The sequence below is a fragment of the Micromonospora chalcea genome, from assembly GCF_002926165.1.
GTDB lineage: Bacteria > Actinomycetota > Actinomycetes > Mycobacteriales > Micromonosporaceae > Micromonospora > Micromonospora chalcea.
Genome location: NZ_MAGP01000177.1, coordinates 1 through 20785, shown reverse-complemented (window position 1 = coordinate 20785; position 20785 = coordinate 1). Strand labels below are relative to the sequence as shown.

The window sequence follows — 20785 nt, the reverse complement described above, 5'->3', positions numbered from 1 at the left end:
ATCGACGCCGACGGGGGCGGACCGCTGCGGGGTCAGTGGGAGGTGGACTCCTTGCGGGCCTGGTCGGCCAGGTGGGCGGGCATGGGGTCGTGGCGGGCGAACTCGCGGCGGAACGTGCCCGTGCCGGCGGTCATCGAGCGCAGCTCCACCGCGTACCGCAGCAGCTCCGTGGCGGGCACCTCGGCGCGGACCAGCGTGCGGCCCCGGGCGTCCGGGTCCGGCTCGGTGCCGAGCACCCGGCCGCGCCGCCCGGACAGGTCGCCCATCACCGCGCCGACCGACGAGTCCGGCACCCGCACGGTGATCTCGTCGACCGGCTCCAGCAGGGTCGGCTGGCCCTTCTCGGCGGCGTCACGCAGCGCCAGCGCGCCGGCGGTCTGGAACGCGGCGTCGGAGGAGTCGACGCTGTGCGCCTTCCCGTCCACGAGCGTCACCCGCAGGTCCACCACCGGGTAGCCGGCGACCAGACCGCGTTCCATCTGCGCCCGTACACCCTTCTCCACCGACGGGATGTAGTTGTGCGGGACCGCGCCGCCGACCACCCGGTCGACGAACTCGAAGCCGGCGCCGCGGGGCAGCGGCTCCACCTCGATGTCGCAGACCGCGTACTGGCCGTGGCCGCCGGACTGCTTGACGTGCCGGCCGTGCCCCCGCGCGGCGGCCTCGAACGTCTCGCGCAGCGCCACCCGGACCGGTTCGGTGTCCAGCTCGACGCCGCCGCCGCGCAGCCGGTCGAGCACCACGTCGGCGTGCGCCTCGCCCATGCACCAGAGCACCAGCTGGTGGGTCTCCGCGTTGCGTTCCAGCCGCAGTGTCGGGTCACCGGCGACCAGCCGGGCCAGGTTGCGGGCCAGCGCGTCCTCGTCGGCCCGGCTGCGCGCCACGATCGCCACCGGCAGCAGCGGCTCGGGCATCTCCCAGGGCGCGACCAGCAGCGGGTCGTCCTTGGCCGAGATGGTGTCGCCGGTCTCCGCGCTGCCCGACTTGGTGATCGCGCACAGGTCACCGGCGACGCAGGCGGCCACCTCGCGCAGCGTCGCGCCCAGCGGGGTGTAGACGTGGCCGACCCGCTCGTCGGCGTCGTGGTCGGGGTGGCCGCGCTCGGCCATGCCGTGACCGGACACGTGGATGACCTGGTCGGGGCGGAGCGTGCCGGAGAAGACGCGCACCAGCGAGACCCGCCCGACGTGCCTGTCGACTGTCGTCTTGACCACCTCGGCGACGAGCGGGCCGTCCGGGTCGCAGGTCAGCGGCGGGCGGGGCGAGCCGTCCACGCCGGTGACCGCCGGCAGGTCGTGCTCCAGCGGCGACGGGAACGCCGCGACCAGGCCGTCGAGCAGCGCGTCCAGGCCCACGCCGGTCTCCGCGCAGACCGGCACCACCGGGTAGAAGTGGCCGCGGGCCACAGCGGTCTCCAGGTCGGTGATGAGCACCTCGGGGTCGATCTCCTCGCCGCCGAGGTAGCGGTCCATGAGGGTCTCGTCCTCGCTCTCCGCGATGATCCCCTCGATCAGCTCGTTGCGGGACTCCTGGATGGCCGGCAGGTGCTCCGGGTCCGGCTCGCGTACCTCCGGCGGCAGCCCGGCCGAGTAGTCGTACACCCGGCGGGTGATCAGCCCCATCAGGCCGGCCACCGACTCGCCGTCGTCGCCGAGCATCGGCAGGTAGAGCGGGAGCACGTTGTCGCCGAAGACGCGCTGGCACAGCGCCACCGCCTCGTCGAAGTCGGCCCGCGGGTGGTCCAGCCGGGAGACCGCCACCGCGCGGGGCATGTCGACGGCGGCGCACTCCTCCCACAGGGCGGCCGTGGCGGCGTCCATGCCGTCGACGGCGGAGACCACGAACAGCGCCGCGTCGGCGGCGCGCAGCCCGGCGCGCAGCTCGCCGACGAAGTCGCCGTAGCCCGGCGTGTCCAGCAGGTTGACCTTGACGTCGCGGTGCACCAGCGGCGCGCAGGCCAGGCTGACCGAGCGCTGCTGCCGTACGGCGGCGGGGTCGTGGTCGCAGACGGTGGTGCCCTCGGTGACGGCGCCGGCCCGGCCGATCGTGCCGCTGGCGGCCAGCAGCGCCTCGACGAGAGTCGTCTTGCCGGCGCCGGAGTGCCCGACGAGCACCACGTTGCGAACCCTGCCGGGCTCGGTCACCACCGGCGCGCCGCCGGTGACACCCTTCTCGTTCTTCTGCGCCATCGCGGCGCACCTCCCTCAACCGGTGGTGGTGGCGACCGCCGCGGGCGACGGGGGAGCGGACCCGGGACGGGCGCCGCGGCGATATCTTCCGGTGATCTCCTGCTGGCCGGGAACGCGGACCGGTGATCCGGTGAGCTGGCTCACCTCCTGGCTCGATCTCACACCCGCGCGAGTGCGGGCACAAGGGCCGCCGGGCGGGTCGTGTGCCCGGCTGTGTCCCCGGCGGTTGCGGGCCGTTATCGTGGGACCGCCATGGCGAAGATCTTCCAAGTGACGGCCCGCGCGGGCATGACCCGCGTCGTGGAGCCGATCGCCCGTGCGCTGCTGCGTGCGGGCGTGTCCCCCAACGCGGTCACCGTGACCGGCACCGTCGGCGTGCTCGTCGGCGCGCTCGGCTTCGGCGCGCGCGGCCATCTGGTCGCCGGCGCGCTGATCGTCACGGTCTTCGCCCTCACCGACCTGCTCGACGGCACGATGGCGCGGATGAGCGGCGGGTCCACCCGGTTCGGGGCGTTCCTCGACTCGAGCATGGACCGGGTCGCCGACAGCGCGGTGTTCGGCGCGGTCGCGTACTGGCTGGCCACCGAGCACGACTACTCGGGCGTGGCGGCGGCGCTGATCTGCCTGGCCGCGGGCGGGCTGGTCTCCTACGTCAAGGCCCGCGCCGAGGGCCTCGGGATGACCTGCAACGTGGGCATCGCCGAACGCACCGAGCGGCTGCTCATCGTCGGCGTCGGCGGCCTGCTCACCGGCCTCGGCGTACCGCTGGCGCTGGAGATTGCGCTCTGGCTGCTCGCCGCCGTCTCGATCTTCACCGTCGGGCAGCGGATGGCCCACGTGTACCGCCAGGCCCAGCGGGTCGGCGTCGAGTGAACCTCACCGAGGCGGGCTTCGTCGCGGGCTGGCGCCTGATCCGGGCGCTGCCCCGGCCCGTCGCGGCCGCGGCCTTCCGGGCGGGCGCCGACCGCGCCCACCGCAAGGACGGCGGGGGTACGCGCCGGCTGCGCGCCAACCTGCGCCGGGTGGTCGGCCCGGAACTGCCCGACGCGGAGCTGGACGCGCTGGTGCGCGAGGGCCTGCGCTCGTACGCCCGGTACTGGATGGAGGCGTTCCGGCTGCCCGGCCTGAGCCGGGCGCAGATCCTCGCCGGGTTCCGCCTGGACGGGCAGGAACTGCTCGCCGCCGACGTGGCGGCCGGGCGGGGCGCCGTGGTGGCGCTGCCGCACGCCGGCAACTGGGACGCGGCCGGCGCCTGGGTGGCGGCCACCGGCTGGCCGATGACCACGGTGGCCGAGCGGCTGCCGGACGGCGTCTACGAGCGGTTCGTCGGGTTCCGGGAAGGGCTGGGCATGGAGATCCTGCCCAACACCGGCGGCCCGCGTCCCGCGTTCGACGTGCTGGTGGACCGGCTGCGCGCCGGCTACGTGGTGCCGCTGCTCGCCGACCGGGACCTGTCGGCCCGGGGCGTGGAGGTCGACTTCTTCGGCGGCCGGACCCGGATGCCGGCCGGGCCGGCGCTGCTGGCGATCCGCACCGGCGCGCCGCTCTACGTGGCCTCGATGTGGTACGAGCCGGACGCGGCGTGCGCATCGATCGACGGCCCGCTGCCGCTGCCGGACCCGGACAGCGCCCCGCTGGACGAGCGGGTACGCGCGGTGACGCAGCGGATTGCCGACGGTCTGGCGGCGGGCATCGCCCGGCATCCGCAAGACTGGCACATGTTGCAGCGGATGTGGCTGGACCAGGGCCGGGACGGTACGCCCACGTCGGCGGCGCCGCCGGCCACCACCGGGACGGTCTAGGGGGAGGGCGCAGTGCGTATCGGCATCGTGTGCCCGTACTCGTTCGACGTGCCGGGCGGGGTGCAGAACCACGTCATGGACCTGGCCGAGGCGCTGCTCGGGCTCGGCCACGAGGTGAGCGTGCTGGCGCCGGCCGACGAGGACTCGGCGCTGCCGCCGTACGTGGTGTCGGCCGGGCGGGCGGTGCCGGTGCCGTACAACGGGTCGGTGGCCCGGATCGCGTTCGGCCCGGTCTCCACCGCCCGGGTGCGGCGTTGGATCACCCGGGGCGACTTCGACGTGCTGCACGTGCACGAGCCGCTCACGCCGAGCCTGTCGATGCTGGCCGTGCTCTGCGCCCGCGGCCCGGTGGTGGCCACGTTCCACACCGCGATGACCCGTTCCCGGGTGCTGTCGGCCGCGCAGGGCGCGCTGCAGATCGTGCTGGAGCGGATCACCGCCCGGATCGCGGTGAGCGCGCTGGCCCGCAAGGTGCAGGTCGAGCACATGGACGGCGGCGCGGTGGAGATCCCCAACGGGGTGGCGGTGGCGAAGTTCGCCGGGGTGCCGCCGCTGCCCGGCTGGCCGGGGGAGTGCGCGCCGGGCACCGGCGGCACGCTGGGTTTCCTGGGCCGGTTCACCGAGCCGCGCAAGGGCTTCCCGATCCTGCGGGACGCGTTCGTCGCGCTCGCGCCGCACCGCCCCGGGCTGCGCCTGCTGGTCGCCGGGCCGGGCGACGCCGACGAGCTGTACGGGCGGTTCCCGGCCGCCCTGCGCGACCGGGTCACGTTCCTCGGCCTGGTCTCCGAGGCGGACAAGGCACGCATGTTGCGCAGCGTGCACCTCTACGTCGCACCGAACACCGGCGGGGAATCCTTCGGGATGATCCTCACCGAGGCGCTGGCCGCCGGGACGACTGTGGTCGCCAGCGACCTGGACGCGTTCCGCCGGGTGCTCGACGGCGGCCGGGCCGGACAGCTGTTCCCGACCGGCGACGCGGCGGCGCTGGGCGGCGCGCTGTCCGAGCTGCTCGACGACGCCGACCGCCGCGCCGGGCTGACCGCCTGCGGCGACCAGGTGGTGGCGAATTTCGACTGGCCCGTGGTTGCCCGCCGTGTTCTGGAGGTATACGCAGCCGCGATCGAGGCCACCGACGGCCGGGTCATGGACCAGGAGTGGGCGGGACTGGGCTGACCGGGGTGGCCGCTGCGGCCGCTGTGACGAGCGCGTCGACCGGTGCCCCGCGCCGGGCGGGCGGGATGAGGAGCAGCACTACGATGCCGGGCATGTGGTGGGTGGTGGGCGCGGTCGGTGTGCTCGGGCTGGTCTCGGCGTACCTGATCTGGACCTCCGGCCGGGTGCAGCGGCTGCAGGTCCGCGCCGACTCGGCGGCCCGCGCGCTGGAGGCGCACCTGCTGCGCCGCGCGGCCGCCGCCGCGGTCCTGGCCGAGCAGCGGTACGGCGTGGAGCTGTACGCCGCCGCCCGGATCGCGCTCGACGCCGCCCCGGAGGAGCGCGAGGCGGCCGAGAACGACCTGACCCGGCAGTTGCGGGCGGTACGGCTGGACCCGGACGACCCGGGCTGCGCGGCGGTGATCGCGGCGAGCCGCCGGCTGGCGCTGGCCCGGCAGGTGCACACCGACCTGGTCCGGGACGCCCGCTCGGCGCGCAGCCGCCCGGTGGTGCGGCTGTTCCGGATGGGGCGGGGGCGGGAGTGGCCCCGCTACTTCGACATCGACGATCCCACGCTGGCCTCCCCGGCGGACGTGACCACCGGCTGACCGCCGGTCGTGACCGGGGCCACACGGCAGGCCACCGGGGGTTCGATTGGCGCTCGGAGCGGCGTCGCGACGGTCGTAGCATTCCTGCGCAGTCACCTCCCGAGCACGCCGAGGAGCGATGTCCCGTGTCTGAGTCCGCAGCCCCGACCCCCGCCACCGCCGTCGGCACCGCCCGCGTCAAGCGCGGCATGGCCGAGATGCTCAAGGGCGGTGTGATCATGGACGTGGTCACCCCCGAGCAGGCGAAGATCGCCGAGGACGCCGGCGCGGTGGCCGTGATGGCGCTGGAGCGGGTGCCGGCCGACATCCGCGCGCAGGGCGGCGTGTCCCGGATGAGCGACCCGGACATGATCGACGGCATCATCTCCGCCGTCTCGATCCCGGTGATGGCCAAGGCCCGGATCGGCCACTTCGTCGAGGCGCAGATCCTCCAGGCGCTCGGCGTCGACTACGTCGACGAGTCCGAGGTGCTGACCCCGGCCGACTACGCCAACCACATCGACAAGTGGGCGTTCACCGTCCCGTTCGTGTGCGGCGCGACGAACCTGGGCGAGGCGCTGCGCCGGATCACCGAGGGCGCCGCGATGATCCGCTCGAAGGGTGAGGCGGGCACCGGTGACGTCTCCAACGCCACCACCCACATGCGGAAGATCCGGCAGGAGATCCGCCGGCTCCAGTCGCTGCCCGACGATGAGCTGTACGTGGCGGCCAAGGAGCTGCAGGCCCCGTACGAGCTGGTCAAGGAGGTCGCCGAGCAGGGCAAGCTGCCGGTCGTGCTGTTCACCGCGGGCGGCATCGCTACCCCCGCCGACGCGGCCATGATGATGCAGCTCGGCGCGGAGGGCGTCTTCGTCGGCTCGGGCATCTTCAAGTCCGGCAACCCGGCGCAGCGGGCCGCCGCGATCGTCAAGGCGACCACGTTCCACGACGACCCGGACGTGCTCGCCAAGGTGTCGCGCGGGCTGGGCGAGGCGATGGTCGGCATCAACGTCGACGAGATCCCGCAGCCGCACCGCCTCGCCGAGCGCGGCTGGTGAGCCCGGCGTGACCGTACCCGTGATCGGCGTGCTCGCGCTGCAGGGCGACGTACGCGAGCACGTCGCGGCGCTGACCGGCGCGGGCGCCGACGCCCGGCCGGTGCGGCGCCCCGGCGAGCTGGACGCGGTCGACGGCCTGGTGGTGCCCGGCGGCGAGTCGACCACGATCAGCAAGCTGGTGGACATCTTCGAGATGCGCGAGCCGATCGACAAGCGGATCGCCGCCGGCATGCCGGTCTACGGCTCCTGCGCCGGCATGATCATGCTGGCCGTCGAGGTGCTGGACGGCCGCCCCGACCAGCGCGGCTTCGCCGGCGTCGACATGACGGTGCGGCGCAACGCGTTTGGCCGTCAGGTCGACTCGTTCGAGGCGCCGGTGGCGCTCACCGGCGTCGACGGCGGCCCGTTCCACGCCGTGTTCATCAGGGCGCCCTGGGTCGAGCGCGTCGGCCCGGACGTCGAGGTGCTCGGCCGGGTGACAGACGGCCCGGCCGCGGACCGGATCGTCGCGGTACGGCAGGGCAACCTGCTGGCCACCTCCTTCCACCCGGAGCTGACCGGCGACCTGCGCCTGCACCGCCACTTCGTGGAACTGGTCCGGGCGAGCCGCTGAGCGGCCGGTCCGTCCCTGATTGTGCCGGTTCGGGCGGCCCGGGGCGGGCCGCTGCCGTGCGGCGCGTGACAGTGACCCGGCCCCCGCCGGTAGGATTGCCGAGATTCGGCAGGGCCATCAGCCCGCCGCGGCTCCCAGCAGAGATCACGGCACCTCGGCGTCGGCGTGCGCCGGCGGGGGAGCGGGGCGTGTGGTGCGGTCGATGCAGACGGCGGGTAGCAACGGAGGTAACAGATGTCCGGCCACTCAAAGTGGGCGACGACCAAGCACAAGAAGGCGGTCATCGACGCCAAGCGCGGCAAGATGTTCGCCAAGCTGATCAAGAACGTCGAGGTGGCCGCCCGTACCGGCGGTGGTGACCCGGCCGGCAACCCGACTCTCTACGACGCCATCCAGAAGGCGAAGAAGAACTCGGTCCCGAACGACAACATCGACCGCGCGGTCAAGCGCGGCTCCGGCCTGGAGGCCGGCGGCGCCGACTGGCAGACGATCATGTACGAGGGTTACGGCCCGAACGGCGTGGCGATGCTGATCGAGTGCCTCACCGACAACCGCAACCGTGCCGCCACCGAGGTGCGCACCGCGCTGACCCGCAACGGCGGCTCGCTGGCCGACGCCGGCTCGGTGTCGTACATGTTCTCCCGCAAGGGCGTGGTGATCGTTCCCAAGGGCGGCACGACCGAGGACGACGTGATGATGGCCGTGCTCGACGCGGGCGCGGAGGAGGTCAACGACCTCGGCGAGGCGTACGAGGTGGTCTCCGAGCCGGGCGACCTGATCGCGGTCCGCACCGCGCTGCAGGACGCCGGCATCGAGTACGAGTCGGCCGAGTCCTCCCTCATCCCCAGCGTGAACGTGCCGCTGGACGAGGAGGGCGCGCGCAAGATCTTCAAGCTGATCGACGTGCTGGAGGACTGCGACGACGTGCAGAACGTCTACGCCAACTTCGACGTCTCCGACGAGGTGATGGCCGCGGTCGGCTGACCCCGGTCCGACGTGCCGAGCGCCGGCTCCCCGCTGCGGGGTGGCCGGCGCTCGGCGTATGCCCGTCGTCAGCCGATCGGCTCGCGCTGCCGCCACGCCGCCCGCACCGAGGTCCGCCCGTTGGTGCGCAGCAGCGAGCCCTCGTAGACCCGGGCCCCGGCGAGCAGGAACCCGGCCGCGGCGAGCAGCAGCAGCGCCAGCGACACGAACGGCTCCCACGTCGCCGCGTCACCGGTGAACAGCCGTACCGGCATCGCTGTGGGCGCGGAGATCGGCAGGTACGACAGGATCCGCATCGCGGTGGCGTTGTCGTTGAGGAACACCACCGCGAAGAACGGCGCCATCACGGCGAGCTGCACCGGGGTGGACGCCCCGGCGATGTCCTCCTGCCGGTTCACCAGCGCGCCGGCCGCCGCCCACATCGCCGCCAGCAGCAGGAAGCCGCACAGGAAGAACGGCACGAACCAGCCGATCGCGGGCGCGATCAGGCCCAGCAGGTCACCGCCGTCGGTCAGGCGCATCCCGATCAGCGCGACCGCCGCGATCAGCGTGATCTGTCCCAGCGCCAGCGCGCCCGCGGCGAGGATCTTGCCGGCCAGCAGCGCCCGGGCCGGCACGGCGGCCACCAGGATCTCCACGATCCGGGTCTGCTTCTCCTCGGTGACGCTCTGCGCGATCTGCAACCCGAACGTCTGGGACATGAAGAAGAAGACGAACGCGAAGGCGAACGGCACCAGGTACGCGACGAGCGGATCCACCGCGTCCGGGTCCAGCAGCTTCACCTGCGGGGCCGCGCTGAGCGCGGCGACCACGTCGTCCGGGGCCCGCTCGTCGGCGACCACCACCGGACCGGCCACCACCGCGGCGTCCGCGTCGCCGTCGCGTACCGCCTGCTCGGCGGCGCCGTCGTCGGCGACCAGCAGGACGTCCAGCCCGGCCGCGCGCAGCGGTTCGGCGCCGGCCGCGGTCGCCGCCACCGTGGACGGGCCGCTGCTCAGCATCGCCGGCACCACGGTGGCCACGACGGCGAGCAGCAGGAAGATCAGCGTGCTGTAGAGGAACGTCTTGTCGCGGACCTTGACCTTGATCTCGCGGGCCGCGACCAGCCGGGTGGCCTGGAACGTGTTCACTGGTTGACCTCTCGGAAGATCTCGGCGAGGGACGGGGTGACCGGGCCGAACGCGCGTACCGGGCCGCGTTCCAGCGCCGCGCGCAGCACCGCCTGGTCGTCGGCGGGCGGGTCCACCTCGAACACGGCGCGCGCGCCGTCGAGGTCGACCAGCCGCACGCCGGGCTGGTCCCGCAGCCAGCCGGCGTCGCCGTCCACCACGAGCGAGAACCGGGGCAACGTGTACGCGGCGCGCAGCTCCTCGCGGGCGCCGGCGGCCCGGATCGTCCCGCCGGCGATGAGCACCAGGTCGTCGCAGAGCCGCTCCACCACGTCGAGCTGGTGGCTGGAGAACAGCACCGGCGCTCCGGCGGCGGCACGTTCCCGCAGCACCGCGACCACCATGTCGACGGCGAGCGGGTCGAGCCCGGAGAACGGCTCGTCCAGGATCAGCACCTCCGGGTCGTGTACCAGCGCGGCGGCGATCTGCGCGCGCTGCTGGTTGCCCAGCGACAGCGTCTCCAGCAGGTCGTCGGCCCGCTCGCCGAGACCGACCCGCTCCAGCAGCGCGCCGGTGCGGCGGCGCGCCCCGGCGGCGTCCAGCCCGTACAGGCGGCCGAGGTGGACGACCTGCTCGCGGGGCGTCATCTTCGGGTAGAGGCCGCGTTCCTCGGGCATGTAGCCGAACCGGGCCCGGTCCTCCCGGGTGAGCCGGTGTCCCCGCCAGGTGACCTGCCCGGCGTCCGGGGCGAGCACGCCGAGGATGATGCGCATGGTGGTGGTCTTGCCGGCGCCGTTGCCGCCGACGAACCCGGTCATGCGCCCGGCGGTCACGTCGAAGGAGACGTCTTTGAGCACCTGACGGCCGCCGAAGCTGCGGTCGACGCCGTCGAGGCGGAGCACGCTGGTCATGATCCCGACGCTACGGCTGGCGCCCGCACCCGTCGTCCCACCGCGGAACGATCACGTGGTCCGCCCTGCGACGGACCGGCGTCATCCGCCGGGCCGGACCACCCCGTGCTCGTACGCGAACACCACCGCCTGCACCCGGTCACGCAGCCCCAGCTTGGCCAGGACGCGGCTGACGTGGGTCTTCACCGTCGCCTCGCCGACGCGCAGCACGTCCGCGATCTCGGCGTTGCTGGCGCCGCTCGCGACCAGCTCCAGCACCTCCCGCTCGCGCGGGGTCAGGTCCGCCGTCGCCGCGTCGTGCCGGGGGTCCGGCGGCGCCCCGCCCGGCCGGGCGAACGTGGAGATCACCCGCCGGGTCAGCGCCGGCGCGATCAGCCCTTCGCCGCGCGCCACCACCCGCACCGCCTCGACCAGGTCCTCCGGGGTGCCGTTCTTCAGCAGGAAGCCGCTCGCCCCGGCGCGCAGCGCCGCGAACAGGTAGTCGTCCCGGTCGAACGTGGTGAGGATGAGCACCGCCGGGCCGCCCGGCGTCGAGTCGGCGGTGATCCGGCGCGTGGCCTCCAGCCCGTCGAGCACCGGCATCTCCACGTCCATCAGCACCACGTCCGGCCGCAGCGCGGACGCCATCGACACGGCGCGCTGCCCGTCGGCGGCCTCGCCGACCACCTCGATGTCGTCCTCGACCTCCAGGATGACCCGGAAACCGGTCCGGACCAGGTGCTGGTCGTCGACGAGCAGCACCCGTACCGGCGCGTTCACGCCGCCCGCCCGGCGGCCGCGACCGGCAGCGGCATGCGGGCCCGGACCCGGAACCCGCCGCCGGGGCGCGGCCCGGCCTCCACCTCACCGCCGTGGGCGGCGACCCGCTCCCGCATGCCGATCAGGCCGAGCCCGGTCCCGGCCGCCGGCGCGCCGCCCTGCCCGTCGTCGCTCACGTCGATCTCCAACTCCCTCGCCAGATAGCGGATGCGCACGTCCAGCGTGGTGGCGTGGGCGTGCTTGACCACGTTCGTCACCGCCTCCTGGACGATCCGGTACGCCGCCTGCGACACCGAGCGCGGCAGCGGCACCGGCTCCCCGTACACCCCGAGGTCGGCCCGTAGCCCGGTCTCCCGGGCCCGGTCGACGAGCGCGCGGACCTGGTCGATGCCGGCGGTGTCCTCCGGCGCGGTGACCGCGCCGGCCGCGGCGTCCGGGTCGCGCAGCACGCCGAGCATCCGGCGCAGCTCGTCGACGGAGGTGCGGGCCGTCTGCTCGATGGCGGCCAGCGCGGTACGCGCCTTGTCCCGGTCCCGGTCGAACACGCGCCGGCACGCGGCGGCCTGCACGCCCATCACCGACACGTGGTGGGCGACCACGTCGTGCAGCTCACGGGCGATGCGGACCCGCTCGCCCATCACCGCGCGCTCGCGCGCCTCCGCCTGGGAGCGGCGCAGCTGCTCGGCCTGTTCGCGTAGCTCGTGCCGGCGGCGCGCGGCCACCCAGGCGGTCTGCCCGGAGTAGTAGGCGAAGCCGAAGAACAGCACGTTGTAGAGCACACCGTTCACCACTGCGGCGAGCACCGGCGGCACCGGGCCGGCGGCGTCGGTGAAGGAGGCAGCGGAGATCTGGTCGGCCCGCAACGCGAGGGACAGCCAGAGCCAGGCGAACATCGCCACGATGATGCCGGCCCGCAGCCGCCCGGCCAGCCGCCGGTCGGTGCCCCACGCGCCGAGCGTGAACAGGGCGGCGAACAGCGCGCCCGACGGGATCTGGGCCAGCGGGACCGCCCGCGCCTGCCCGGCGACGAAGGCGACGGCCACGATCACCGCGACGGTGGCGGGCCAGCGCCGCCGTACGGCCAGCGGGGCGGTCACCGCGACGGTCCACCAGACCTGCTCGGCGACGCTCGGCGGCGGCCCGAGCAGGAACGCCCCGGTGCTGTACGCCAGGGTCAGCTCGAACAGGGCCAGCACGGTGACCGCGAGCCCGACCCAGAGGTCGGCGCGGAACTGCGCCGCCGTGGGAGCCGGCCGGCGCCAGGCGGTGGTGGGTGCGGTGCTCACCGTACGACCATGCCACCGACCGGGCCGTCGCGGTGGCCGGGGCGTAATCGGGTGGGCCGGACGACAGTGCCGACGTAGCCTGCCGGGGTGTTCGTGCCTGATCTGCCGTTGTGTACCGAGCGTCTGCTGCTGCGCGCCTTCACCGCCGCGGACGTGGCCGTGCTCCGGGACTACCGGGGCCGCCCGGAGGTCACCCGCTACCTCTACCACGAGCCGTACGACGACGGCGCCGCCCGGGCCGCGATCGAGCGGCTGGTCCGGCGGACCGCGCTGCGCGCCCCCGGCGACGTGCTCAACCTCGCCGTGACGGTCGCGGACACCGGCGAGTTCGTCGGCGACGTGCTGCTGAGCTGGACCAGCGGGGAGCACCGGCAGGGCGAGATCGGGTACGTGGCGCATCCCGCGCACACCGGCCGCGGGTACGTCACCGAGGCGGCCCGGGAACTGTTGCGGATCGGCTTCGACGGGCTGGGCCTGCACCGGATCGTCGGCCGGCTGGACGCCCGCAACACCGCCTCGGCCCGGTTGCTGGAGCGGCTCGGCATGCGCCGGGAGGCACACCTGCGGGAGAACGAGTTCGTCAAGGGGGAGTGGACCGACGAGGTGGTCTACGCGCTGCTGGCCCGCCAGTGGCGGGCGGCGGCCTGACTGCCCGCGTACCCGGAAGGGCCCGGCACGCCCTCGACGGGGCGTGCCGGGCCGGGCGTGGCTCAGGCGGCGCGGCCGGCCTTGACCGCGCTGTCGATCACGTCCCAGATCGCGACCAGCACGACCACCGCGCCCGCCACCCGGGCGAACTCGACGGTGCCGCCGTCGCGCAGCCAGGCGAACCGCTCGACCAGCTCCGGGTTGAGCAGCCGGTCGGTGGCGAGCAGCCAGAGCACCGGGGCGGCGAAGGCGACGTTGAGCACCGCGTTGACCGCCACCAGGGGCCAGGTCCACCGGCCGGACCGGTACTTGGCGATCTCCAGGCCGACGGTGGCCAGCAGCACCACGATCAGGGCCGGCAGCCAGAAGCTCCAGAGCGCCGGGTCGAGCGCCGGCAGCCGGGTGCCGTCGTCGGTGGTCCAGCGCTGGAAGTGCTGGCCGATCAGGAGGCCGATGGTGGCGAGCAGGAACACCACCGAGGCGATGCTGTCGGAGTGGTTGATCTGCCGTTCCCGGGTCTCCTCGGGGAGCTGGTCGACGGTCCACTCGGGCAGGCCGAGCGGGGTGCGGGTGCGTTCCAGCACGGCGAACACCAGCGTGACCCAGAACGCGATCTGCACCGCGGTCTGCATGGCGGCCACGATCGCCGCGCCGATCGCCGCGCCCGGCTCGCCGTCGACGAGCGCCTTCGTGACGCCGGAGAGCACGCCGACGATCGCCGGGATCCAGGTGAGCAGCAGTCGCAGCAGCCGCCACCAGGTCAGGTAGTAGCGCGGGCCGATGAGTTGCAGCGTGCGGTCGCTGTAGCGGGCCGCGAGCTTCTCCGGGTGGCCCAGCTCGGTGAGCACCTCGCGTTCGGCGGAGGCGTGGTCCTGCCCGCCCGCGGTCCGGTCGTCGATCATGTCGGCGATGGAACCGCGCAGTTCCTCGGCGAGTTCCAGGCGGCGCTGCGCGGGCACGGCCCGCATGGTGGCGGCGACGTAACGGTCGGTCAGGGAACTCATCGTTCCGCTCCTTCGATCAGGTCGGTGACGGACGTCCGCACCGCGGTCATGTCGTCGAGCAGGCGGTTCAGGACGGACTCGCCGTCGTCGCTGGTCCGGTAGAACTTGCGCGGCCGGCTCTCCTCGGTGTTCCACTCGCTGGTCAGCAGGCCCTGGTCCTCCAGCCGGCGCAGCAGCGGGTAGAGCGTGTTGGCGTCGACCGCGAAGCCGTGCGCGGCCAGCCGTTGCAGCAGGGCGTATCCGTAGTCGGGGCGGCGCAGGGCGACCAGGCTGGCCACCACGACAGTGCCGCGCCGTAGCTCCTGGAGGTGGGTCCGGAGGACCTCTTCGCTGACCATGCTCAACACGATAGTGTGTGCCACACACCATTGCAATAGAGAAGAACATCGCGTGCCGCACACCGGCCGGCCGGAGAGACCCGGGCCACGCCCGGCGCGGACGGTGGAGCCCGCGAGATCACCTCGGTAGGGTGGGTCGGTCGACTCCGACGCAGCTTGATCCACAACCCGGGGGGCGCCACGCATGGGCGATTCGTTCGCGCATCTGCACGTACACACCGAGTACTCGATGCTCGACGGGGCGGCCCGGCTCAAGGACCTCTTCGCCGAGGCGGCGCGGCTCGGCATGCCGGCGGTGGCGATCACCGACCACGGCAACATGCACGGCGCGAACGACTTCTACAAGCAGGCCATGGACGCCGGGGTCAAGCCCATCCTCGGCGTCGAGGCGTACGTCGCGCCGGAGTCGCGCTTCCACAAGGCGCGGGTCAAGTGGGGGCGCCCCGAGCAGAAGAGCGACGACGTCTCCGGCAACGGCGCGATCACCCACATGACCATGTGGGCGGCCAACCGCGACGGCCTGCACAACCTGTTCAAGCTCAACTCCCGCGCCTCCATGGAGGGCCACTACGTGAAGTGGCCCCGGATGGACATGGAGCTGATCGCCGAGCACGCCCAGGGCATCATGGCCACCACCGGCTGCCCGTCCGGCGCGGTGCAGACCCGCCTGCGGCTGGGCCAGTTCGACGAGGCGCTCAAGGTCGCCGCCGCCTATCAGGACATCTTCGGCAAGGACAACTACTTCCTGGAGATCATGGACCACGGCCTCGACATCGAGCGCCGCGTCCGCGACGGGCTCACCGAGATCGCCCGCAAGCTCGACATCCCGCCGGTGGTCACGAACGACTCGCACTACACGCACGAGGCGCAGGCCGAGGCGCACGACGTGCTGCTCTGCGTACAGACCGGCAGCAACGTGGCCGACCCCAACCGGTTCCGGTTCGAGGGCGGCGGCTACTTCGTCAAGTCCGCCGACCAGATGCGCGCCGTCGACTCCTCCGAGCTGTGGCAGCAGGGCTGCCGCAACACGCTGCTCGTGGCCGAGAAGGTCGACCCGGCCGGCATGTTCACGTTCCACAACCTGATGCCGCGCTTCCCGATCCCCGAGGGCGAGACCGAGGAGTCCTGGTTCCGCAAGGAGACCTTCGCCGGGCTGAAGCGCCGCTTCCCCAACGGCATCCCCGAGGGCCACGTCGTCCAGGCCGAGTACGAGTTGGGCGTCATCATCCAGATGGGCTTCCCGTCGTACTTCCTCGTGGTCGCCGACTTCATCCAGTGGGCCAAGAGCCAGGGCATCGCGGTCGGCCCCGGGCGTGGCTCGGCGGCCGGCTCGCTCGTGGCGTACGCGCTCGGCATCACCGACCTCGACCCGATCCCGCACGGCCTGATCTTCGAGCGGTTCCTCAACCCCGAGCGCGTCTCCATGCCCGATGTCGACATCGACTTCGACGAGCGCCGGCGCGGTGAGGTCATCAAGTACGTGACCGACAAGTGGGGCGAGGACAAGGTCGCGCAGATCGCCACGTTCGGCACGATCAAGGCGAAGGCCGCGATCAAGGACTCGGCCCGGGTGCTCGGCTACCCGTACGCGGTCGGCGACCGGATCACCAAGGCCATGCCCCCGGCGGTGATGGGCAAGGACATCCCGCTGTCCGGCATCTTCGACCCGAAGCACCCCCGCTACGCCGAGGCGGGCGAGATCCGTGGCCTCTACGAGTCCGACCCGGACGTCAAGAAGGTCATCGAGACCGCCAAGGGCATCGAGGGCCTGATCCGGCAGACAGGTGTGCACGCGGCCGGCGTCATCATGTCCGCCGAGCCGATCATCGAGCACATCCCGCTCATGCGGCGCGACTCCGACGGCGTCATCATCACGCAGTTCGACTACCCGACCTGCGAGTCGCTCGGGCTGCTGAAGATGGACTTCCTCGGCCTGCGCAACCTGACGATCATCGACGACGCGGTGAAGAACATCCAGCTCAACCACGGCCGGGAGCTGGACCTGCTCGGCCTGCCGCTGGACGACAAACCGGCGTACGAGCTGCTGGCCCGCGGCGACACGCTCGGCGTGTTCCAGCTCGACGGCGGGCCGATGCGCTCGCTGCTGCGGCTGATGAAGCCGGACAACTTCGAGGACATCTCCGCCGTCCTGGCGCTCTACCGGCCCGGCCCGATGGGCGTGGACTCGCACACCAACTACGCGCTGCGCAAGAACGGCCTCCAGGAGATCACCCCGATCCACCCGGAGCTGGAGGAGCCGCTGCGCGAGATCCTCGCGCCCACCTACGGCCTGATCGTCTACCAGGAGCAGGTGCAGCGCGCCGCGCAGATCCTCGCCGGCTACACGCTCGGCCAGGCCGACCTGCTGCGCCGGGCGATGGGCAAGAAGAAGAAGGAGATCCTCGACAAGGAGTTCATCCCGTTCCGGGACGGCTGCCGCGAGCGCGGCTACTCCGACGAGGCCATCCAGGCCGTGTGGGACGTGCTGGTGCCGTTCGCCGGCTACGCCTTCAACAAGGCCCACTCCGCCGCGTACGGCCTGGTCTCCTACTGGACCGCGTACCTCAAGGCGCACTACCCGGCCGAGTACATGGCCGCCCTGCTCACCTCCGTCGGTGACGACAAGGACAAGATGGCGATGTACCTGTCCGAGTGCCGCCGGATGCGCATCCAGGTGCTGCCGCCGGACGTCAACACCTCGGCCGGGCCGTTCACCCCGGTCGGCGAGGAGATCCGCTTCGGTCTCGGCGCGGTACGCAACGTCGGCGCGAACGTGGTCGCCTCGATCATGCGGTGCCGCGAGGAGAAGGGCGACTACGCCGACTTCTACGACTTCCTGTCCAAGGTCGACGCCGTGGTCTGCAACAAGAAGACAATCGAATCGCTGATCAAGGCCGGGGCGTTCGACGCGCTCGGCCACCCGCGCAAGGGCCTGCTCGCAGTGCACGCCGACGCCATCGACGCGTACGCCGACGTCAAGCGCAAGGAGGCGGTCGGCCAGTACGACCTGTTCGGCGCCGGCTTCGGCGAGTCCGAGACCGGCGGCACCACCACCGTCATGCCGGTCATCGGCGAGGGGGAGTGGGACAAGCGCGACAAGCTCGCGTTCGAGCGCGAGATGCTCGGCCTGTACGTCTCCGACCACCCGCTGTTCGGTCTGGAACACGTGCTCGGCGCGGCGGCGGACACCACCATCGCCGCGCTGTCGGAGGAGGGCACGGTGCCCGACGGCGCGGTGGTCACCCTGGCCGGCATCCTCTCCGGCGTGCAGCGCCGGGTCACCAAGCAGGGCCGGGCCTGGGCGTCGGCCACCCTCGAAGACCTCGCCGGCGGCGTGGAGACGCTGTTCTTCCCGAACACGTACGAGGTGATCGGCCAGTACATCGCCGAGGACGCGATCGTGGTGGTCAAGGGCCGGGTCGACCGGCGCGACGACACCCCGCGCATCATGGCGATGGACATGTCCATGCCGGACGTCACCAGCAACCCGGCGAACAAGCCGGTCACGCTCACCATCCCGGTGCACCGCTGCACGCCGCCGCTGGTGGAACGGCTCAAGGAGACGCTCGTGCTGCACCCCGGCGACACCGAGGTGCACGTCAAGCTACTCAACGGCGGCAAGGTCACCACGCTGCGCCTCGGCCCGTTCCGGGTCGCGCCCACCACCGCGTTGATGGGTGACCTGAAGAGCGTGCTCGGCCCGGCCAACGTGAGCTGACCGGGCCGAGCGGGGACGTGCCGGCTAGACGCGGGTGACGCGGATGGCGTCGGCGATCACGTACCCGGTGCTGCCGGACCACCTGCTGACACCGACCTTGTCGGCGTCACCGGCGGCCAGGGTGAAGGTGCCCAGTGACCGCCACGCACCGCCGTTGGCGCTCTGGTTCACCGCTACCGTCTGGTTGCCGCTCGTCGTCGCGACGATGTACGGCGTGGAGGTGTTGTAGCCGGCGACGGCCGGATACCAGACCTCCACCCGGTAGGTGGCCGTCGCCGGGATGTTCACCTTGTACCAGGCGGTGTCGCTGGCCGCGACGGGGTTGGCGTACCGGTAGTCGGCGCCGTAGCGCTGCGCCGAGTACGTCGAGGTGCCCCAGTTGGCGCTCGCGGTGAACCGGCCGGCGGTGGTGTTGTCCACGATCGTCGACCAGGCGGTCGGCGGGGGAGTGGTGCCGCCGGTGACGAGCTGCATGTAGTAGGTCCAGTTCCAGTTCGACCCCGGGTCGGTGTGCGTGGCGCCCGGCACCTGGTTGTGCCCGATGATGTTGGTGCGGGTCTTCGGGATGCCGTACTTGTCGCACAGGTACCGGGTCAGCGCCGCCGACGACCGGTACATCGCGTCGGTGTACCAGGAGGCGTTGTCGACGTACCCCTCGTGCTCGATGCCGATCGACTGGGTGTTGTACGTCCAGTTGCCGGCGTGCCAGGCGATGTCCTTGTCCCGCACCATCTGGGTCACCGCGCCGTCGGAGGAGCGGAGCAGGTAGTGCGCGCTGGTGCCGGCGGCGGCGTTCTGGAACCAGCTGATCGAGCCGGCGTAGCTGCCCTGCATGGTGTGGATGACGATGTAGTTGATCGGGTACGCCGACTCGCGGCTGGAGACCGTGTAGTTGGACGAGTTGGCCGGCACCCATGCGGCCGGGCCGTAGTCGGTGCTCAGGGTGCCGAAGTCGCCGGTGCCCAGCGGCGCCACGGCGGCGTACCGGCCCCGCTGCGGCGCGACCGGACGGCCGTCCACGCTGACCTCGCCGCCGGCGGTGGTAGCGATGAAGCCCCGGGCGAGCAGGTCGTACACGGCGTCCGCGTACAGCCGGGCGGTGGCCGCGTCCGTCGAGCCGCCGTAGCGGGCGATCGGGACGTACCACTGATTGACGTCGTCGCGCTGCGCCGCGGTCAGCCCGGCCTCGTCGGCGTAGGAGCGCAGCACGGCCGCCGCGCCGGCCACGTTCGCCGCGTCCCGGGTACGCAGCTCGGCCCGGTCCAGCCGGGTCCGGCGTGCGGCCTCGTCCAGCGTCCGTACCTTCGGGTTGCTGGTCAGGTGCATCACGCCGTATCCGCCGGAGGCGCTGGGCTGCCCGCCGTGACCGTCCAGGCGGGTCTCGGCGTACCCGAGCGCGGCGAGCAGGTCGCGCGGCACGTCGGAGCCGGCGGCGGCCCGGTCGAAGGCCGCGGCGAGCGGCTGCGCGTCATGCTGAGGCGCGGCCTGGGCCGGCTGGCCGGTCAGGCCGATCGTGAGGATCATGGCGCCGCCGAGCAGGGTGCTCACCCGACGCGAGGGTCTCCGAACTGTCACGTCACTCCTCGTCGACTGCATGGGGCGACTGGCTCCCGTCGCCGGTTCGCCGCACTTTATAGCGTGACGTTCGTCTATGTCGATACCTTGCGTCGAAGGGTAGTTTGCTGAAGACTTCCTTCAGATGCGGAGCTGTCCCCGTACCGTCGCGGTCTTGCCCGCCGCGCCGCGGCCGGGCAGCATCGTGCGGATGCCGCCCACCGACCTGCTGCTCGTCCGTGACCTGGTGCCCGACTTCCTGGCCCGCGCCGAACGGTCCGGCCCGCCGTGGACCTCCCGCTACCTGGCCGGGCACCCGGACGTGGTCCGGGCGCTGCGCCGCGACGGCGGCTGGTCCGACGCAGCCGGCGTGGCCGCCGCCCTGGACGGGCTCCGCGACCGCGCCACCGAGCTGGCGGCACGAGCCGAGACGGTACGCGCGCTGCTGCCCGGCGGCGTCGCGGCGGTGGCGGACGCGCTGGGCTGGTCCGGCGACGGCGGGCCGGTCGAGTGCGTGGTGCTGGTCGGGCGCAACCAGGCCAACGGCTGGGCCGGTGAGCTGAACGGCAGGTACGCGCTCTTCCTCGCCGTGGAACAGCTCGGCCCGCCCGAGGATCTCGACCTGCTGGTACGGCACGAGGCCGCGCACGTGGTGCACGACCGCGGCGCCGCGATCCGCGACTGGCCCGAGTACGGCGTGGCGAACGCCCTGTTCACCGAAGGGCTCGCCACCCAGGTGACGGCGGAGCTGGACCCCGGGCGGCCGGACGAGGAGTACCTCTGGTTCGGCCGGCCCGGCCACCGGCAGTGGCTCGACGAGTGCCGCCGCCGGTGGCCGGAGATCCTGCGCCGGGTCCGCGCCGACTTCGACGCCACCGACGTCGAGCACCACGCCCCGTACTTCCTGATGCGGGACTCGCCGCTGGCCGGCGGCCTGCCCAAGCGGTGCGGCTACCTGGTCGGCCTGACCGCGGTACGACACCTGCGCCGCCACCACTCCCTGCGAGACCTGGTCACCTGGCCCCTGCCCCGGGTCCGCGAGGAGCTCACTGCCGCACTCCCCGACCTCCCCC

Annotated in this window: 18 protein-coding genes; 10 read left to right on the top strand and 8 right to left on the bottom strand. The window is 72.8% G+C overall.

Going from position 1 to position 20785, the window contains the following annotated elements; all coding sequences use genetic code 11:
* Positions 1 to 32: 32 nt before the first annotated feature.
* Positions 33 to 2189, bottom strand: coding sequence for an elongation factor G-like protein EF-G2 (locus BAW75_RS31105; protein ID WP_104115902.1), 2157 nt, complete (start codon positions 2187 to 2189; stop codon positions 33 to 35).
* A gap of 252 nt (positions 2190 to 2441) precedes the next feature.
* On the opposite strand from BAW75_RS31105, the gene pgsA reads away from it, so the two are divergent.
* The 7 genes from pgsA to BAW75_RS31070 all read left to right on the top strand — a co-directional run bounded on the left by pgsA (position 2442) and on the right by BAW75_RS31070 (position 8385).
* The gene (gene pgsA, locus BAW75_RS31100; protein WP_069087653.1) at positions 2442 to 3062 is read left to right on the top strand and encodes a phosphatidylinositol phosphate synthase; all 621 of its coding nucleotides are present in this window, start codon (positions 2442 to 2444) and stop codon (positions 3060 to 3062) included.
* Complete coding sequence (locus BAW75_RS31095; RefSeq protein ID WP_064448893.1) at positions 3059 to 3991, top strand: phosphatidylinositol mannoside acyltransferase; 933 nt, start codon at positions 3059 to 3061, stop codon at positions 3989 to 3991. Before pgsA ends, BAW75_RS31095 begins: the two co-directional genes overlap by 4 nt.
* Positions 3992 to 4003: 12 nt before the next feature.
* Positions 4004 to 5164, top strand: a complete 1161-nt coding sequence (locus BAW75_RS31090) for a glycosyltransferase family 4 protein (protein WP_104115901.1) — start codon at positions 4004 to 4006, stop codon at positions 5162 to 5164.
* A gap of 83 nt (positions 5165 to 5247) precedes the next feature.
* Positions 5248 to 5751 (top strand): hypothetical protein, encoded by a 504-nt coding sequence (locus tag BAW75_RS31085; RefSeq protein ID WP_043325001.1) that lies wholly within the window; start codon positions 5248 to 5250, stop codon positions 5749 to 5751.
* Between the two features lie 125 nt (positions 5752 to 5876).
* Positions 5877 to 6788 carry a pyridoxal 5'-phosphate synthase lyase subunit PdxS gene (gene pdxS, locus BAW75_RS31080; RefSeq protein ID WP_043325000.1) on the top strand — a complete coding sequence of 304 codons (912 nt, stop codon included), beginning with the start codon at positions 5877 to 5879 and terminating at the stop codon, positions 6786 to 6788.
* A gap of 7 nt (positions 6789 to 6795) precedes the next feature.
* Entirely contained in the window at positions 6796 to 7401 is a 606-nt protein-coding gene (gene pdxT, locus BAW75_RS31075) for a pyridoxal 5'-phosphate synthase glutaminase subunit PdxT (protein WP_043324999.1), read from the top strand.
* A gap of 234 nt (positions 7402 to 7635) precedes the next feature.
* Positions 7636 to 8385: a YebC/PmpR family DNA-binding transcriptional regulator gene (locus BAW75_RS31070; RefSeq protein ID WP_043324998.1), complete on the top strand. Its 750-nt coding sequence runs from the start codon at positions 7636 to 7638 to the stop codon at positions 8383 to 8385.
* A 68-nt stretch (positions 8386 to 8453) separates the two neighbouring features.
* Here the strand turns inward: BAW75_RS31070 and BAW75_RS31065 are convergent, their stop codons facing one another.
* The 4 genes from BAW75_RS31065 to BAW75_RS31050 form a co-directional block, all read right to left on the bottom strand.
* Positions 8454 to 9515 (bottom strand): ABC transporter permease, encoded by a 1062-nt coding sequence (locus BAW75_RS31065; RefSeq protein ID WP_104115900.1) that lies wholly within the window; start codon positions 9513 to 9515, stop codon positions 8454 to 8456.
* Complete coding sequence (locus BAW75_RS31060) at positions 9512 to 10405, bottom strand: ABC transporter ATP-binding protein (protein WP_104115899.1); 894 nt, start codon at positions 10403 to 10405, stop codon at positions 9512 to 9514. Before BAW75_RS31060 ends, BAW75_RS31065 begins: the two co-directional genes overlap by 4 nt.
* 81 nt (positions 10406 to 10486) lie before the next feature.
* Positions 10487 to 11164: a response regulator gene (locus BAW75_RS31055; protein WP_104115898.1), complete on the bottom strand. Its 678-nt coding sequence runs from the start codon at positions 11162 to 11164 to the stop codon at positions 10487 to 10489.
* On the bottom strand, positions 11161 to 12450 hold the full coding sequence (locus BAW75_RS31050) for a sensor histidine kinase (protein WP_104115897.1): 1290 nt from the start codon (positions 12448 to 12450) through the stop codon (positions 11161 to 11163). Before BAW75_RS31050 ends, BAW75_RS31055 begins: the two co-directional genes overlap by 4 nt.
* Before the next feature lie 87 nt (positions 12451 to 12537).
* Here BAW75_RS31050 and BAW75_RS31045 point away from each other — a divergent pair, with 87 nt between their 5' ends.
* Positions 12538 to 13098: a GNAT family N-acetyltransferase gene (locus BAW75_RS31045; protein ID WP_104115896.1), complete on the top strand. Its 561-nt coding sequence runs from the start codon at positions 12538 to 12540 to the stop codon at positions 13096 to 13098.
* Positions 13099 to 13160: 62 nt separating this feature from the next.
* Here the strand turns inward: BAW75_RS31045 and BAW75_RS31040 are convergent, their stop codons facing one another.
* Both BAW75_RS31040 and BAW75_RS31035 read right to left on the bottom strand, forming a co-directional pair.
* Positions 13161 to 14102, bottom strand: coding sequence for a permease prefix domain 1-containing protein (locus BAW75_RS31040; RefSeq protein ID WP_043324992.1), 942 nt, complete (start codon positions 14100 to 14102; stop codon positions 13161 to 13163).
* A complete protein-coding gene (locus tag BAW75_RS31035) occupies positions 14099 to 14440 on the bottom strand; it encodes a PadR family transcriptional regulator (protein WP_043324991.1) in 342 nt (113 codons plus the stop codon). The genes BAW75_RS31040 and BAW75_RS31035 overlap by 4 nt, the downstream gene beginning before the upstream one ends.
* 184 nt (positions 14441 to 14624) lie before the next feature.
* Between BAW75_RS31035 and dnaE the strand changes: the two genes are divergently transcribed.
* Positions 14625 to 18158 (top strand): DNA polymerase III subunit alpha, encoded by a 3534-nt coding sequence (dnaE, locus tag BAW75_RS31030; protein ID WP_064448535.1) that lies wholly within the window; start codon positions 14625 to 14627, stop codon positions 18156 to 18158.
* A gap of 24 nt (positions 18159 to 18182) precedes the next feature.
* Here dnaE and BAW75_RS33545 read toward each other — a convergent pair whose 3' ends face one another.
* On the bottom strand, positions 18183 to 19133 hold the full coding sequence (locus tag BAW75_RS33545) for a golvesin C-terminal-like domain-containing protein (protein WP_420915053.1): 951 nt from the start codon (positions 19131 to 19133) through the stop codon (positions 18183 to 18185).
* A gap of 754 nt (positions 19134 to 19887) precedes the next feature.
* On the opposite strand from BAW75_RS33545, the gene BAW75_RS31020 reads away from it, so the two are divergent.
* On the top strand, positions 19888 to 20785 hold an 898-nt coding region (locus tag BAW75_RS31020; RefSeq protein ID WP_244206329.1), incomplete at its 3' end, for a hypothetical protein.